General features: G+C 56.9%; 14 protein-coding genes. 12 read left to right on the top strand and 2 right to left on the bottom strand.

Annotated elements, in window-relative coordinates:
• Positions 1–54: 54 nt before the first annotated feature.
• A complete protein-coding gene (queG, locus tag G8770_RS21435; protein WP_167191811.1) occupies positions 55–1,266 on the bottom strand; it encodes a tRNA epoxyqueuosine(34) reductase QueG in 1,212 nt (403 codons plus the stop codon).
• A 100-nt stretch (positions 1,267–1,366) separates the two neighbouring features.
• Between queG and G8770_RS21440 the strand changes: the two genes are divergently transcribed.
• The 12 genes from G8770_RS21440 (at position 1,367) to G8770_RS21495 (ending at position 15,080) form a co-directional block, all read left to right on the top strand.
• On the top strand, positions 1,367–2,908 hold the full coding sequence (locus G8770_RS21440; protein WP_167191813.1) for an NAD(P)H-hydrate dehydratase: 1,542 nt from the start codon (positions 1,367–1,369) through the stop codon (positions 2,906–2,908).
• Positions 2,909–2,922: 14 nt separating this feature from the next.
• The gene (tsaE, locus tag G8770_RS21445; protein ID WP_341771186.1) at positions 2,923–3,402 is read left to right on the top strand and encodes a tRNA (adenosine(37)-N6)-threonylcarbamoyltransferase complex ATPase subunit type 1 TsaE; all 480 of its coding nucleotides are present in this window, start codon (positions 2,923–2,925) and stop codon (positions 3,400–3,402) included.
• Positions 3,403–3,617: 215 nt separating this feature from the next.
• Positions 3,618–5,003, top strand: a complete 1,386-nt coding sequence (locus G8770_RS21450) for an N-acetylmuramoyl-L-alanine amidase (RefSeq protein ID WP_167191848.1) — start codon at positions 3,618–3,620, stop codon at positions 5,001–5,003.
• Between the two features lie 162 nt (positions 5,004–5,165).
• Complete coding sequence (mutL, locus tag G8770_RS21455; RefSeq protein ID WP_167191815.1) at positions 5,166–7,070, top strand: DNA mismatch repair endonuclease MutL; 1,905 nt, start codon at positions 5,166–5,168, stop codon at positions 7,068–7,070.
• A 32-nt stretch (positions 7,071–7,102) separates the two neighbouring features.
• Positions 7,103–8,071 carry a tRNA (adenosine(37)-N6)-dimethylallyltransferase MiaA gene (gene miaA / locus G8770_RS21460; protein WP_167191817.1) on the top strand — a complete coding sequence of 323 codons (969 nt, stop codon included), beginning with the start codon at positions 7,103–7,105 and terminating at the stop codon, positions 8,069–8,071.
• Between the two features lie 147 nt (positions 8,072–8,218).
• Positions 8,219–8,473: an RNA chaperone Hfq gene (gene hfq, locus G8770_RS21465; protein ID WP_167191819.1), complete on the top strand. Its 255-nt coding sequence runs from the start codon at positions 8,219–8,221 to the stop codon at positions 8,471–8,473.
• Between the two features lie 17 nt (positions 8,474–8,490).
• Complete coding sequence (gene hflX, locus G8770_RS21470) at positions 8,491–9,795, top strand: ribosome rescue GTPase HflX (RefSeq protein WP_167191821.1); 1,305 nt, start codon at positions 8,491–8,493, stop codon at positions 9,793–9,795.
• A gap of 220 nt (positions 9,796–10,015) precedes the next feature.
• Positions 10,016–11,164 (top strand): FtsH protease activity modulator HflK, encoded by a 1,149-nt coding sequence (gene hflK / locus G8770_RS21475; protein ID WP_167191823.1) that lies wholly within the window; start codon positions 10,016–10,018, stop codon positions 11,162–11,164.
• A gap of 2 nt (positions 11,165–11,166) precedes the next feature.
• The gene (gene hflC / locus G8770_RS21480; protein WP_167191825.1) at positions 11,167–12,051 is read left to right on the top strand and encodes a protease modulator HflC; all 885 of its coding nucleotides are present in this window, start codon (positions 11,167–11,169) and stop codon (positions 12,049–12,051) included.
• 266 nt (positions 12,052–12,317) lie between these two features.
• Entirely contained in the window at positions 12,318–12,503 is a 186-nt protein-coding gene (locus G8770_RS21485) for a DUF2065 domain-containing protein (protein WP_167191827.1), read from the top strand.
• Between the two features lie 71 nt (positions 12,504–12,574).
• Complete coding sequence (locus tag G8770_RS21490; RefSeq protein ID WP_167191829.1) at positions 12,575–13,756, top strand: ATP phosphoribosyltransferase regulatory subunit; 1,182 nt, start codon at positions 12,575–12,577, stop codon at positions 13,754–13,756.
• A gap of 31 nt (positions 13,757–13,787) precedes the next feature.
• Complete coding sequence (locus tag G8770_RS21495) at positions 13,788–15,080, top strand: adenylosuccinate synthase (protein WP_167191832.1); 1,293 nt, start codon at positions 13,788–13,790, stop codon at positions 15,078–15,080.
• Between the two features lie 115 nt (positions 15,081–15,195).
• Here the strand turns inward: G8770_RS21495 and G8770_RS21500 are convergent.
• Positions 15,196–15,307, bottom strand: a 112-nt coding sequence (locus G8770_RS21500; protein ID WP_167191834.1) for a transposase, incomplete at its 5' end; no start/stop codon positions are given.

Raw genomic sequence — 15,307 nt, forward strand, 5'->3', positions numbered from 1 at the left:
CAGGCGATGTTGTGACCAGTTAATGTGGTGACGGCGATCAGTGGCTGCACGGTGTTAACGGCTGGGGGTGTCCTGCTCCGGGCGTGCTTTGATTTTACGACGCCGGCGGCGCCCGGGGTTGTCGTGCTGCTGCAATGCCCACTCTACATGCTCTTGCACCAGAGGCGAAGGGTAATCCCGTTTTTGCCGCAGAGCGCTGACCACCGAGTCGCTGGTGGGGGCGTTGCCCAGGCCGACGGCGAGATTGCGCAGCCAGCGCTCGTAGCCGATACGGCGAATGGCTGAGCCCTCGGTGTTGCTCAGGAACTCGGCTTCGGTCCACTGAAACAGGGTGGTCAGGTCGCTGCGATCCAGTGCGTGCCGGGGCGTAAAACTGTCTTCCCGGGAAAAGGCGGCGTACTTGTTCCATGGACAAATGGCCTGGCAATCGTCACAGCCAAACACCCGGTTGCCCATAGGCTCGCGGAACTCAGTGGGAATCGCGCCCTTGTTTTCAATGGTGAGGTAGGAAATACAGCGCCGTGCATCCAGCTGGTAGGGGCGCGGGAAGGCATCCGTGGGACAGACTTTCAGGCAGGCCTGGCAATCGCCGCAACGGTTGGTTTCCAGGCTCTCGTCCAGCGGCAGGGGCACGCTGGTGAACACCTCGCCGAGGAAAAACCAGCTGCCGGCCTGACTGTTGAGCAACAGGGTGTGTTTTCCCACCCAGCCGAGTCCCGCTTTGGCGGCCAGGGGGCGCTCCAATACCGGGGCACTGTCGACAAACGCGCGCTGCTGAAGGCTCAGGCTGGTTTCGGTTGCGTCGCGGCTCGCCGTGGAGGGCGTGTCAGCGGAGGGCCAGGCCGCCGGAATAAACGGCGCCACTGCAGCTTCGATGCGCTGGGCCAGCTGACTCAGTCGCTTGCGGATCAGCTTGTGGTAGTCGCGCCCTAAGGCGTAGCGTGAGACGTAGGCTTTGTCGGCGTCTTTCAATACCCGGATCTGCTCGGTGTCGGCGGGCAGGTAATCCAGTCGGGCGCAGATGACCCGCTGGGTGCCGGGCAGCAATTGTTCCGGGCGCGAGCGTTTGTTGCCGTGTTCGCCCATCCAGGTCATGTCACCTTGATAACCTTTTGACAGCCATTCTTTCAGGCGCGGTTCTTCTGAGCGCAGATCGACATCGGTGATACCGATCTGTTGAAAACCCAGCTCCCGGCCCCACCGTTTGATGTCGGCGGCCAGGGTGTCGAGAAATTGGGGCGGGTACGTTGGCGAATTCTCTGGCATGGTTAAAAATTCATTGGGTCAGCAACCCCTGAGCACACGCCTAAGGGTCTGGTAAATGTGTATAATTCTCCCACATTTACCGCAATTTCGAGAGCACTACATGTCAGACGCGCCATCTTCTTCTGTAACCGTTCCCTATTCCCGGATTTTACCGGCGGATCTCTACCGTGCAGAGCAGGTGCGGGAGCTGGATCGATGTGCCATTGAGGAGCACGGGATTGCCGGCATCCACCTGATGAAACGCGCCGGGCGCGCGGCCTTCACGGCCTTGCTGGAACGCTGGCCAGAGCCGGAGCAGATAACCGTTCTGTGTGGCGCCGGCAATAATGGTGGCGATGGCTATGTGATTGCCGCTCTCGCCGCCCAGCGTCGAATCCCGGTGACCGTCATCTACGTGGCGGATCCGGATAAGTTGCAGGGTGATGCCCGCACCGCTTACGAATTTGCCCGCCGTGAAGGTGTCATCATGCAACCTTTGCAGGAGAGTCAGGGCTTCAGCGGGGTGGTGGTGGACGCCATGCTGGGCACGGGCCTCAAAGGTGACGTGCACGGTGCTTTTCAGCAGGCCATTGCGTGGCTGAACAATTCGGGGGCACCGGTGCTGGCGGTGGATTTGCCGTCGGGCTTGTGCGCAGATACCGGGCGCGAGCTGGGTGTGGCGGTTAAAGCCGATGTGACGGTAAGTTTTATCGGCTTGAAACAGGGCTTGTTGACCGCAAGAGGCCCCGCACTGACCGGAGAGCTGCTGTTTGCCGATTTGGACGTGCCGGTGGAGGTGCTGCGGACCCAGGCCGCCAGCGTTGAGCGTTTGCAACTGAACCAGCTGTTGAAACAGCTGTCAGATCGTGACGAAGACGCGCACAAGGGGAATTTTGGCCATGTGATGGTGATTGGCGGCGACATCGGATATGCCGGCGCGGCAGCGATGGCGGGTGAGGCTTCTGCTCGTATGGGGGCGGGCCTGACCAGTGTGGCCACCCAGCCGGAGCATGTGTCCGCCATCATTGCCCGGCGCCCAGAGCTGATGGTACTGGGGGTGCCTTCGGGGCAGGCACTGGAGCCTTTGCTACAGCGGCCGTCGGTGCTGGTGTTGGGCCCGGGGTTGGGGCGCACGCCCTGGTCTGAGCAGATGCTGCAGCAGGCGGTCGCCAGTGGCTTGCCGATGGTGCTGGATGCCGACGGCCTCAATCTGCTGGCCGAAGGCCGTGTGCTGGCCAATACCACCCACCGTGATAACTGGATCCTGACGCCGCATCCGGGTGAAGCCGCTCGCTTGCTGGGGTGCTCCACAGGCGAGGTGCAGAAAGACCGGTATGCGGCGGCCAAGCAATTGCAGAGCCGTTTTGGCGGTACGGTGCTATTGAAAGGGGCGGGTACCGTCATTGCCGCAGCAGACGGCAGCCTCAGCGTGGCCAATGTGGGCAATCCGGGCATGGCATCGGGCGGCATGGGCGATGTGCTCAGTGGCGTTATCGGTGGGCTGTTGGCGCAAGGACTTGAACCCTGCTCCGCGACCAAATTGGCGGTGTGTTTGCACGGCACCGCGGCGGATTTGGCGGCTGAAGAAAACGGTCAGCGGGGCTTGTTGGCGACGGACCTGATGCCCTATCTGCGTCAGCTGCTGAACAGCCAGATGGCCTAGGGAGAGGCTTGAACGTGAATTCTGAACGTCAGTTACTGGAACGCTATCTGGGCGATGAAGCGGCCACCGTGGCCGCCGGTCGGGCTCTCGGGCAGGCGGCGCAAGGCGGCGCGGTTATGTTTTTACAGGGGGATCTCGGTGCCGGTAAAACCACCTTGAGCCGAGGGGTGTTGCGAGCGTTTGGTCATTCAGGCGCGGTTAAGTCCCCCACCTATACGCTGGTTGAACCCTATGAGTTTGAGCCGACGCCGGTGTATCACTTTGACCTGTATCGCTTGGGCGATCCGGAAGAGCTGGAATACATGGGAATCCGGGATTATTTTACCGGCCAGTGTGTGTGTCTGGTGGAGTGGCCCAGTCGCGGGGAGGGTTATTTGCCGGTCGCGGATGTGGTCGTGACCCTGACGGCGAAGCCTCCCGGTCGTCACCTGAGCGTGCTGGCACAGACTCCCAGGGGGCAGTCCCTCGTGGACGCGTTGGTGTTTGAAAAGTAAACACAGTGCTTTAAACCGCCGTCAATTGGCGGTAACGTTAGTCGATAGCCGATACTTAGCAGGTGTGGACAGCAAACAGCGAGACCGGCAACCGCAAAGGGCCTGACAAGCGCAAGGTATAAAGGACAGAAAGGTGCTGCGACAGTTGAAAGTGCATGGACGGTAAGTCGAACAACAATAAACAGGATTGGCTGTAAACAGGAATGAATTGGGCAATGATGGCGGTGAACCCTCCGAGTCGATGGGTGCAAAGATTATCTCTCTGTTTTCTGATGCTGTTGCCAGTGCTCTTCAGTGGTGAGGCCAGCGCGGTGTCAGAGGTGGAAAGTGTGCGTATGTGGCGTGCACCCGATCACACCCGTCTGGTGTTTGATCTCAGTGCCACGGTTGAACACAAGGTGTTCAGCCTCAGCAATCCCTCGCGGCTGGTGATTGATCTGGAGAATGCCCGCTTGAAAGCGAACTTCTCGGAACTGTCACTGAACGATTCTCCGATCCGGAAGGTGCGCAGTGCCCAGCGCAACGGCAAGGATTTACGGGTGGTGCTGGACCTGTCGGCAAACATCAAGCCGAAGAGCTTTATCCTGCCCAGGCACGGCGATAAAAGTGACCGCCTGGTGGTGGATTTGTTTGACCGGCAAAAAGCGGTGGAAAAAACCTTTGAGCAGGTGGTCAGCGTTCAGCATGGCAAGCGCGATATTGTGATTGCCATTGACGCCGGTCATGGCGGGGAAGATCCCGGTGCGTCGGGTCCCAAAATCGGCAAAGCGCATCTGCGTGAGAAGGACGTGGTGTTTGCCATCAGCAAGCAGTTAGCGGCGATGATTGATGCCGAGCCCGGCTACCGTGCCGAGCTGGTGCGCACCGGGGATTATTACATTCCGCTGAGCAAACGCCGAGACATTGCCCGTGAAAAACGCGCGGACCTGTTTGTCTCGATCCATGCCGATGCGTTCACCAAACCGAAAGCCAATGGCGCCTCGGTGTTTGCTCTGTCCCGCCGGGGCGCCACCTCTGAAACGGCACGTTTTCTGGCGCAGCAGGAAAACGATGCCGATTTGATCGGTGGTGTTGGCAGCGTCAGTCTGGACGATAAAGATGAAATGCTGCGCGGTGTGCTGGTGGATCTGTCGATGACCGCCACGCTGGGGACCAGCTTGCAGGTGGGCGATCGAGTCTTGAAGTCGATGGACTCGGTGGCGCGATTGCATAAAAACCATGTTGAACAAGCGGGCTTTGCGGTACTGAAATCACCGGATGTGCCCAGTATACTGGTGGAGACCGGATTCATTTCCAACCCGGATGAAGCCCGCAAGTTGAATACCCACGGCTATCGTCAAAGTTTATCGCGGGCCATTTTTAAAGGGATTAAAGAGCATTTCTATTCGGTACCACCGGCGGGCAGTTATGTGGCTTATGTAAAACATGGCGGCAAGCCGTCTTCGAGCGGCAGTGCCACCGAACATGTGATTGCCCGGGGTGATACTCTCAGTGAGATTGCTCGCCGCTACGATGTGTCCGTGAGCGATATTCAGAAAGTGAATCGTATGAGCAGCAGTACTCTTCAAATCGGTAAAAAACTTAAAATACCGGCGTCTTGACGATCTGTTTTAAGATCGTGTTTTTATTCCGTGTTTGCCGGCACCCTGGTTTTCGGGCGGCAATGGTTTCAACCGCGCTAGTGTTAACTCATGTGGACAGTACTCAGCGGGTCTATTTAAATTCCCGGCCTACCCCGTGAGGCCGCGAAAGGTTTCTTAGTTATGTCAAAAATCAAATTACTCAGCCCGCGACTGGCGAACCAGATTGCCGCCGGTGAAGTGGTTGAGCGTCCGGCATCGGTGATCAAGGAAGTGCTGGAAAACAGCCTGGATGCGGGCTCCACCCGATTGGATGTGGACATTGAAAATGGTGGCATTAAATTAATGCGCGTGCGTGATAACGGTGGTGGCATTGAGAAAGACGATTTGCCGCTGGCACTCAGCCGCCACGCCACCAGCAAAATTTACCAGCTGGATGATCTGGAGGCGGTCGCGACCCTGGGGTTTCGCGGTGAAGCCTTGGCGAGTATCAGTTCCGTGTCCCGGTTAACCGTGACCAGCAATACTGGCGAAGAGAGCAATGGCTGGTGTGCGACGGCCGAGGGGCGAGACATGCAGGCGGAGGTGGCTCCCGCGGCGCATCCCCAGGGCACCACCGTCGAAGTGCGGGACTTGTTTTTTAATACTCCGGCGCGACGTAAATTCCTGCGCACCGAAAAAACCGAATTCAACCGCATAGAAGACAACATTAAAAAACTGGCGCTGTCGCGTTTTGATGTGAGTTTTAATTTACGCCACAACGGGCGGGTGATTCACAGTTGGCGTGCGGCGCATTCGCAGGTCGAGCAGGAGCGGCGTGTGGCCCAGGTGTGCGGGCCGGCGTTTATGGAAAATGCGGTTCACATTGATATTGAGCGCGGCGATTTGAAATTGTGGGGGTGGGTGGCGCTGCCCACGTTTTCCCGCAGTCAGGCGGATCTGCAACACTTTTATGTGAATGGTCGGGCGATTAAGGATCGGCTGGTCACCCACGCGGTGCGCCAGGCTTATCAGGATGTGTTGTTTCATGGCCGTCACCCGGCGTTTGTATTGTACCTGGAGTTGAATCCGGCCACGGTGGATGTAAATGTTCACCCCACCAAACACGAAGTGCGCTTCCGTGACAGTCGCATGGTTCATGATTTCCTGTTCCGCAGCTTGCATCACGCGCTGGCAGAAGTGCGCCCGAAAGATCAGCTGCAGTCTGCTTCCCATGAGATGGCACTGCAGCCGACGACTCAGGTGAGCGGTGTCGCTGCGGGGGAGTTTAAGCAGCAGGAGCATATGTCATTCCGACCGTCGTTGTTTGGCGCTGCGCAAGGGGACCAAAGCCAGATGCCAGCAAGCGGTGCTGCAACCCATGGCCAGGCAGCGGGCGGGTTTGCTCACAATGGGCCCGGTGTGCAGGAGCAGATGCCGGCTTATCAACAGCTCTATGGCCGGCCGGCCCCGGCAGCTTATGCGGGCGCGAACCTGTCGGAGCTTGAGCAGAGCAATGCCGACATTCCGCCGCTGGGCTATGCCATTGCCCAGTTGAAAGGGATTTATATCCTGGCGGAAAACGCACAGGGCCTGATCATTGTCGATACCCACGCGGCTCACGAGCGTATTACCTACGAGCGGATGAAGTTGGCCGTGGCCGAACAGGGCATTCAAACGCAGCCATTGCTGGTGCCGGAAACCATTGCCGTCAGCCAGAAGGAAGCCGATTATGCGGAGCAGCACGATGAGGTGTTCCGCTCTCTGGGCTTTGAATTGCAGCGTGCCGGCCCCGAAAGTCTGTTGATTCGGCAGGTGCCGGTAATTTTGAACCGGGCGAATATTGAGCAGCTGGTGCGGGATGTTCTGTCTGACCTGGTGGAGTACGGGTCGAGCAAGCGCATCGACAATCACATTAATGAAATTCTCGGTACCATGGCCTGTCACGGCTCGGTGCGGGCCAATCGCAAACTCACGCTGCCGGAAATGAATGCCCTGTTGCGGGACATGGAAGCGACCGAGCGCAGTGGACAGTGTAATCATGGTCGTCCGACCTGGACGCTGCAAACCCTGGACGAACTGGATAAGTTGTTTTTACGTGGTCAGTAAGCGCTCGTGGCCGAAGTGTGGGAGGGTGGGCAATGCATAAGCCTCTGGTGATTTTCCTGATGGGGCCGACGGCCTCTGGCAAGACCGATCTTGCCATCGCTTTGCGTGACCTGCTGCCGGTGGAGCTGATCAGTGTGGATTCGGCTCTGGTGTATCGGCAGATGGATATTGGCAGTGCCAAGCCCAGCGCTGAAGAGCAGGCGCTGGCACCGCACCGCTTGCTGGACATTCGCGATCCGGGAGACCCGTACTCCGCCGCAGAGTTTCGTGAGGATGCGCTGCGGGAGATCGACGACATTGTCTCGCAGGGGCGCATTCCGTTGCTGGTGGGCGGCACCATGCTGTATTTCAAGGCGTTGCTGGAAGGCTTTGCAGACATGCCTGCTGCCGATCCGGCCGTCAGGGCAGCCATCGAAGCCGAGGCCGACCGGTTGGGCTGGCCAGCCATTCACCGACAGCTGCAAGCGATCGACCCTGACACGGCCGCCGCGATTCACCCCAATCACTCCCAGCGTATCTGCCGGGCATTGGAAGTGTTCCGGGTTTCGGGTCGAACCATGACGGAGTTGCGCCAGCAGCAGGATCGGCAGGCTCAGGATCTGCATCAGCGTTTTCAGGTGGTGCAGGTGGCGATTGCCCCTCACGACCGCGCGGTGCTGCACGAGCGAATCGCCCGGCGCTTTGAGCTGATGTTGCAGCAGGGCTTTCTGGATGAAGTCCAGCGCTTGTATGATCGCGGTGATCTCGTCCCCGATTTGCCGGCCATCCGGGCCGTGGGCTACCGCCAGGTGTGGGACTATCTGGCGGGGCAGAGCAGCTACGAGGAGATGGTTGAGCGCGGTGTGGCGGCCACCCGTCAGCTGGCCAAGCGGCAATTGACCTGGCTGCGGGGGTGGAATCAGCTCAATTGGCTCTATACCGATACCACTGGCGGTCAAATTCGCAAAAAATCCGATCTTCTCAAGGAATTTTTGAACTTTTTACCCCAAACGACCCTATAATAGTGCTGTACTGAAGATTGTTTGGTACACAGTCAGTTTTTATAGTCATTTTTTATTAACATTTATTTGCCGCGCCCGATTGAAATTAGACGCAATTGGACATTTTCGGCAGCTTGACCATGCTAGTCAGCATAAAGGAGAACCATTATGTCAAAGGGGCATAGTCTACAAGACCCTTATTTGAACGTATTGCGCAAAGAGCGCATCCCCGTGTCCATCTATCTTGTTAACGGCATTAAGTTACAGGGGCAAGTTGAGTCTTTTGACCAGTTTGTCGTACTGTTGAAAAACACCGTCAGCCAGATGGTGTACAAACATGCAATTTCTACTGTTGTTCCTTCGCGGGCTGTACGTGTGCCTATGCTGAACCCTCAGGGTGAAGGCGAAGAGGACGAAGGCTAAAATTTTGAGGTACGTCGTTGTTCTTTGACCGTCCTGACTCCGGTGAGCTGGCAGTGCTGGTTCATTTGGAGTTTCCCCAACATACCGATCCCGATGATCCCCGTGAATTTGAAGAACTGGTGTTATCCGCAGGTGGTGACCCGGTCGATTTTATTTCCGGTCAACGTTCTACTCCCCATGCCCGCTACTTTGTCGGCACGGGTAAGCTGGAAGAATTGAAGCAGTGTGTGCAATTGCACGACGCTGAGCTGGTCATTTTCAATCACAATTTATCACCCAGCCAGGAGCGCAATCTAGAGCAAGAGCTCAAATGCCGTGTGCTTGACCGCACCGGTCTGATTTTGGATATATTTGCCCAGCGTGCCCGCACCCACGAGGGTAAGCTGCAGGTTGAGTTGGCGCAGTTGCGTCATATGTCGACCCGCCTGATTCGCGGCTGGACGCACCTGGAACGCCAGAAAGGCGGTATTGGTCTGCGGGGGCCGGGTGAAACCCAGCTCGAAACGGACCGTCGTTTATTGCGGGGCCGCATTAAGGCCATCGAAAAGCGCCTGGAGAAGGTTCGCAAACAGCGCGATCAGGGCCGGCGTTCACGTCGCCGGGCCGATGTGCCCACGGTGTCTTTGGTTGGCTACACCAACGCCGGCAAGTCGACATTGTTTAATCATATTACCCAGGCGGGGGTGTATGCCCAGGATCAGTTGTTTGCCACCCTGGACCCCACCATGCGCCGCATTCAGCTGCCGAGTATCGGCTCAGCGGTGCTGGCGGATACCGTGGGGTTTATCAGCCATTTGCCTCACCGCCTGGTGGAGGCGTTCCGAGCGACTCTGGAAGAGGCCGCCAGCTCGGATTTGCTGCTGCATGTGATTGACGCGCCGGCGGAAGAGCGGGCTCGCAATATTGAGCAGGTGGAAGAGGTGTTGAAAGAAATCGGCGCTGCTGACCTGCCACAGTTGCGTGTCTACAATAAAATTGATTTGCTGGATGGCTTTGCTCCGCGGGTCGATCGCGATGATCAGGGCAAACCGCTGGCCGTGTGGTTGTCGGCGCAAACCGGCACTGGGGTCGAATTATTATTTGATGCGATCACCGAGTTGCTGGGCGAGGAGCGGGTACTGGAAACCCTGTACCTGGAGCCGTCCCAATCGCGCTTGCGCGCCAGATTGTACGAGCACAATGCGGTCACGGATGAGCACTACACCAGCGATGGCAGCATTGAATTGGCCGTGAGCATACAAAAGTCGGATTTATTGCGTATCCTCAGTCAGGAGCATTTATCCTTTGACGCCCTGAACTGGCGGTCTCATTCTGCCGGCTGATCGCCTTGAGGCTCGTTGTCAGACGGGCTTTTGGGGCACCGGGGCGGAGGTCCGCAGGCGTCAAGTTGTCGGCAAGAGTAAAGATTTGTCTGTAAAATCAAAGAGTTTGCTAAATACCGGACTTGAGTTGAAAGCAGTTCACAATTATTGAAGCAGCTTTGCTAGAATCGACTCACATTTTGGCACAACGCTGAACAGAATTAATAAACGGAGATTTACTATGGCCTGGAATGAACCGGGTGGTAATAATCAAGACCCATGGGGGGGCAAGCGTGGAAACGATGGTCCTCCGGATTTGGATGAAGCGCTGAAAAAGTTTCAGGAAAAACTCGGCGGCATTTTTGGCGGTGGTAACGGTGGCGGCGGCCCCCAGGGTGGGGGCTTAAGCTCTTCTGCTCTGGGCTTGATTGCGGTAGCGGTGGTTGTCATTTATGCACTGTTTGGTATTTATCAGATCAACGAACAGGAACGCGCTGTGATTTTGCGCCTGGGCGTTTACTCTGAGACGAAAGACGCCGGTCTGCATTGGAACCCGCCACTGATCGACAGCGTGACCAAGGTCAATGTCACCAAGGTGCGTTCACACAGCACCCGCGGTGAGATGCTTACCCAGGATCTCAACATTGTCGAAGTGAACCTGTCGGTTCAGTACCGGATTGGCGATGCACAGAGTTTTGTGTTGCGGGTTCGCGATCCGGAAGCCAGCCTGGCGCAGGCGACCGACAGCGCTCTGCGCCATGTGGTCGGTTCGACGGAAATGCACGAAGTCCTCACGGAAGGCCGTGAGCAGATCGCCGTTGATATCCAGGCGCGGCTGCAGGATTACCTGAACAGTTACGAGACCGGCATCGAAGTGGATAAAGTGAACGTGGAAGAAACCACGCCACCGGCTGAAGTTCAGGCGGCCTTTGATGACGTTAACAAAGCCCGGGAAGATGAAGAGCGCCTGAAAAACGAAGCGGAAACCTACGCTAACGGTATCATTCCGGAAGCGCGCGGTGCCGCACAGCGTGTGATCGAAGAGGCAACCGCTTACCGTGAGCAGAAAGTGGCTCAGGCGGAAGGTGAAGCGAAACGCTTTGAACAACTGTTGGCGGAATACCAGAAAGCGCCGCAGGTTACCCGCGAACGTCTTTATTTGGAAACCATGCAGGAAGTGATGGCGAACAGCTCTAAAGTGATGATTGATGTGGAAGGTGGCAACAACATGATGTACCTGCCATTGGATAAAATGGTTGGCTCCTCAGGAGGTCGGGTAGGTACCGCCAAGGTGACTCCGGACATGATCCGTGACATCAGCAATCAGGTGGCTGAGCAATTGCGCCGCGAGAGCGTTACCACGACGACACGTCGCCGGGAGGGTCGTTAATCATGAACAATAAAGTCTTTAGCCTGATCGTTGGCCTGTTGCTGATTGTGTTTGTGGCTTCCAATACCCTGTATGTGATCAATGAAACTGAGCGCGGTGTGCTGTTGAAGTTCGGTAAGGTGGTGAATGCGGATATTCCCCCTGGCCTGCACGTGAAGCTGCCACTGATGCACGAAGTGCGCAAATTCGACAGTCGTATCCTGACCCTGGATGCACGCCCTCAGCGTTTTCTGACCGTTGAGAAAAAGGGCATGATCGTCGACTCTTTTGCCAAGTGGCGCATTAAGGATGTCAGCACCTACTACACCGCCACCAACGGTGAAGAGGCTACCGCGGTGCGAGTGCTGGACCAGCGCATCAACGAAGGCTTGCGTAACGGTTTCGGTGAGCGCTCGCTGCAAGAGGTGGTCAGCGGTGAGCGTGACGAGCTGATGCAAAACCTGACCGAAAGTCTGAACAAACTGACTCGCGAGCGCTACGGCATTGAGCTGGTGGACGTGCGGGTGAAGCGTATTGATCTTCCGGATCAGGTCAGTGACTCAGTGTACAGTCGAATGAACACCGAGCGTCAGCGAGAAGCGCGTGAACATCGCTCCAAGGGTAGAGAGCAGGCGGAAGTGATTAAAGCCGACGCCGACCGCCAGCGCACTATTCTGGAAGCGGAAGCCTACCGCGACGCAGAATTGCTGCGTGGTGAAGGCGATGCCAAGGCCGCCGCTATCTACTCTGCTGCCTATACCCAGAACCCGGAGTTTTACAGTTTTGTGCGCAGCCTGACGGCCTATAAAGATGCCTTTAGCAATAAAGGCGATATCATGCTGGTCGACCCGGACAGTGATTTCTTCCGCTACCTGAAGGACAGCACGGGCAAGAAGGCGCAGCCCTAACCGTGGCTGGGGGCGTGCCCCCGGTGGTGGTGGCAGTGGTTGCGGGGAATGGATCCAGGGGACTGGCTGACTCCGACCCTGTCCTGCGATTGTTCCCTGGCCACCATCAGTGGTAGAATGCATCAGCCGGGCCCAATGGGCCCGGTTTTTTTGTGCCACTCGCCTGAGTGCGGGCTATCGCAAAGCCATCTGAAGATGGTCGGGCGCATGGATAGATTGCGAAATTAAGGTTTGAAAAGCTCCCTTGCGGGACAAGCTGGATCAATATGTGGGAAGAACTGGGCAAAGCCTTCTGTTTAATGCTGGTTTTTGAGGGCATTATTCCTTTTCTGTACCCCCAGCGGTGGCGTCAATTGGTCGCCAACCTGGCGTTGGTGAGTGACCAAAAGCTGCGCATGATGGGCTTTTTCAGCATGCTGCTGGGTGCCGGTCTGCTATACCTTATTAACTGAAAACGCTTTTTCTGTGCCACTTCCGTGTTATTTGTTGTTTTAGAAACTAGCTAAGAGGATCACAATCGAACATGACCTACGCAGATCGTTGGTTATTGCCTGATGGCGTCGAAGACATCCTTCCCGAGAAGGCGGAGCGCATCGAGTCCTTGCGGCGTCGGCTGATCGACTTGTATCGCCACTGGGGCTACGAGCTGGTGATCCCGCCTCTGATTGAATACACCGAGTCCTTATTGATTGGCCTGGGGCGCGATATCGACCTGATGACCTTTAAGGTTACCGATCAGCTGACCGGTCGTACCATGGGCATTCGCGCCGATATCAGCCCGCAAGCGGCCCGTATTGATGCTCACAGTCTAAAGCGTCGGGGGCCGAACCGGTTGTGCTATGCCGGGCATGTTCTCTACACCAAACCCAAATCCCCCCTCGGCACCCGTTCGCCGATCCAGGCGGGCGTCGAGCTCTATGGCGAGGCCAGCATTCACGCCGATATCGAAGTGATTTCTCTGCTGCTGGCGTCGCTGGAAGAGTGTGGCTTGCAGCAGCTCAATATTGATCTTGGCCATGTTGAGGTTTACCGCTTGCTGGCGGCCGAAGCCGGCCTGGACCGCGCCCAGGAGCAGGACTTTTTTGACTTGCTGCAAAGCAAGGCCACCGCCGACATTAATGCCTGGGTGGACCGTAACGTTGAATCGTCGGAGCTGGCAGCTATGCTAAAAGCTCTGCCGACGTTAGCCGGCAGTCGCTCGATTCTGGCTGAGGCTCGGGTTCGCCTGGCGCAGGCACCCGCCACGGTGTTGGCGGCACTGGATACGCTGGAGGCCATCGCGGACGTGCTGGAAGTGCGCTTCCCCCAGGCCCGGTTGTATTTTGATTTGAGTGAGTTGCGCGGCTACAACTATCACACCGGGGTGGTCTTTGCCGCCTTTGCGCCCGGCTACGGCGCCGCCATAGCCAATGGGGGTCGCTATGATCATGTCGGCGAAGTGTTTGGTAATGCGCGCTCTGCGACCGGGTTTAATGTGGATATCACCGCCATTGATGGATTGGTGAAAACAACCTCTCAAAAGGACGGTGCGATCTTCGCGCCGGCGACCGATGATGGCGCCCAGTGGACGGTGGTAAACCGTTTGCGTGGTGAGGGAGAAATTGTTGTCTGTGGTTTTGAAGGTCAGAGCGTTGAGGATGTAAACGCTGACTGTGATCGTCAACTGGTGTTTGAAGCGGGCGAGTACCGTGTCAGATCCCTCTAAATTGTAAATCCTCTAAAGAGTTATTTGAGTAATGGGCAAAAACGTCGTTGTGCTGGGCACCCAATGGGGTGACGAAGGCAAAGGTAAAATCGTTGACCTGCTGACCGATCAGGTTTCACTGGTGGCACGCTTTCAGGGTGGCCACAATGCCGGCCATACGCTGGTAATCGATGGGAAGAAGACCGTTCTGCATCTGATTCCTTCCGGGATCCTGCGCGAAGGGGTGACCTGCATGATTGGCAACGGTGTGGTACTGGCCCCCGATGCGCTGATTAAAGAAATGGCGGGCCTGGAAGAGACGGGGGTTCCGGTGCGTGAACGCCTGCGACTGTCCCCGGCTTGCCCGCTGATTCTGCCGTATCACGTTGCCCTTGATCAGGCCCGTGAGCTGGCCCGAGGCAATGCCAAGATCGGTACCACCGGTCGTGGTATTGGTCCGGCCTACGAAGATAAGGTTGCCCGTCGCGGTCTGCGTCTGGGTGACATGATGAACGCTGAGCGTTTTGCCGAGAAACTGAAAGACGTACTTGAGTACCACAACTTCGCGTTGACTGAGTACTACAAAGTGGCTGCGGTTGATTACGATACGGTGTTGAAAGATGCGCTGGACTGGGCTGAGCAGCTGCGTCCCATGGTGGCTGATGTCACGGATATGCTGCACAGCGCCCGCGAGCGCGGCGAAAGTATTATGTTTGAAGGGGCGCAGGGTTCTTTGCTGGACATCGATCACGGTACCTACCCGTTTGTGACCTCTTCAAATACCACGGCCGGCGGCACGGCCACCGGTTCAGGTTTTGGTCCCCTGTATCTGGATTACGTGTTAGGCATCACCAAGGCCTATACCACTCGTGTCGGCGGCGGTCCGTTCCCCACGGAATTGTCCTGTAAAGTGGGGCAGCACCTGGGTGAGAAAGGTCATGAGTTTGGCGCTACCACCGGTCGCCAGCGTCGCACCGGCTGGTTTGATGCCGTAGCGGTACGTCACGCTATTCGCATCAACAGTATTTCCGGTTTGTGTCTGACCAAACTGGACGTTCTGGACGGTCTCGAAGAGGTGAAAATCTGCGTCGGTTACCGGGACGTGGTGGGTAATGATGTTGGCGTGCCTTTTGACGCTGAAGGTTGGGAAGAGGTGGAGCCTGTGTACGAATCCATGCCGGGGTGGACCGACTCTACCTTTGGTGTGCAAAAGTGGGATGACCTGCCGGCTAACGCCCAGGCTTACATCAAGCGCCTGGAAGATTTGGTGGGGGCGCCCGCGGACATCGTTTCAACCGGTCCGGACCGCAATGAAACCATCGTTTTACGTCACCCGTTTGATTGATCGGGACTGGCACAGCACAGGCTGCTGTGCCGTTGCTGGTTGAAAAAGCCGCCTTCGGGCGGCTTTTTTGTGTCTGGGCGGCTCTGGGCGCTGAGAGCGTGGGCAAAAAAAAGGTTCATCGCACTTTACCGGGAAACGCTGCTTTGATCTTCAGGAAGAAGTAATCGTTATCCCGGTATCCATACGCCATCCTTTTAATCACTTTAATCTTGTTGTTCATGCCTTCT

The organism is Pseudomaricurvus hydrocarbonicus (assembly GCF_011602365.1).
GTDB classification, from domain to species: Bacteria; Pseudomonadota; Gammaproteobacteria; order Pseudomonadales; family Cellvibrionaceae; genus Pseudomaricurvus; species Pseudomaricurvus hydrocarbonicus.

Coding starts and splice junctions, on each gene's coding strand:
- G8770_RS21485 (WP_167191827.1), top strand. CDS start 12,318: ATGTGGGAAGAACTGGGCAAAGCCTTCTGTTTAATGCTGGTTTTTGAG.
- G8770_RS21490 (WP_167191829.1), top strand. CDS start 12,575: ATGACCTACGCAGATCGTTGGTTATTGCCTGATGGCGTCGAAGACATC.
- G8770_RS21495 (WP_167191832.1), top strand. CDS start 13,788: ATGGGCAAAAACGTCGTTGTGCTGGGCACCCAATGGGGTGACGAAGGC.
- G8770_RS21450 (WP_167191848.1), top strand. CDS start 3,618: ATGATGGCGGTGAACCCTCCGAGTCGATGGGTGCAAAGATTATCTCTC.
- miaA (WP_167191817.1), top strand. CDS start 7,103: ATGCATAAGCCTCTGGTGATTTTCCTGATGGGGCCGACGGCCTCTGGC.
- hfq (WP_167191819.1), top strand. CDS start 8,219: ATGTCAAAGGGGCATAGTCTACAAGACCCTTATTTGAACGTATTGCGC.
- G8770_RS21440 (WP_167191813.1), top strand. CDS start 1,367: ATGTCAGACGCGCCATCTTCTTCTGTAACCGTTCCCTATTCCCGGATT.
- mutL (WP_167191815.1), top strand. CDS start 5,166: ATGTCAAAAATCAAATTACTCAGCCCGCGACTGGCGAACCAGATTGCC.
- queG (WP_167191811.1), bottom strand. CDS start 1,266: ATGCCAGAGAATTCGCCAACGTACCCGCCCCAATTTCTCGACACCCTG.
- hflC (WP_167191825.1), top strand. CDS start 11,167: ATGAACAATAAAGTCTTTAGCCTGATCGTTGGCCTGTTGCTGATTGTG.
- hflK (WP_167191823.1), top strand. CDS start 10,016: ATGGCCTGGAATGAACCGGGTGGTAATAATCAAGACCCATGGGGGGGC.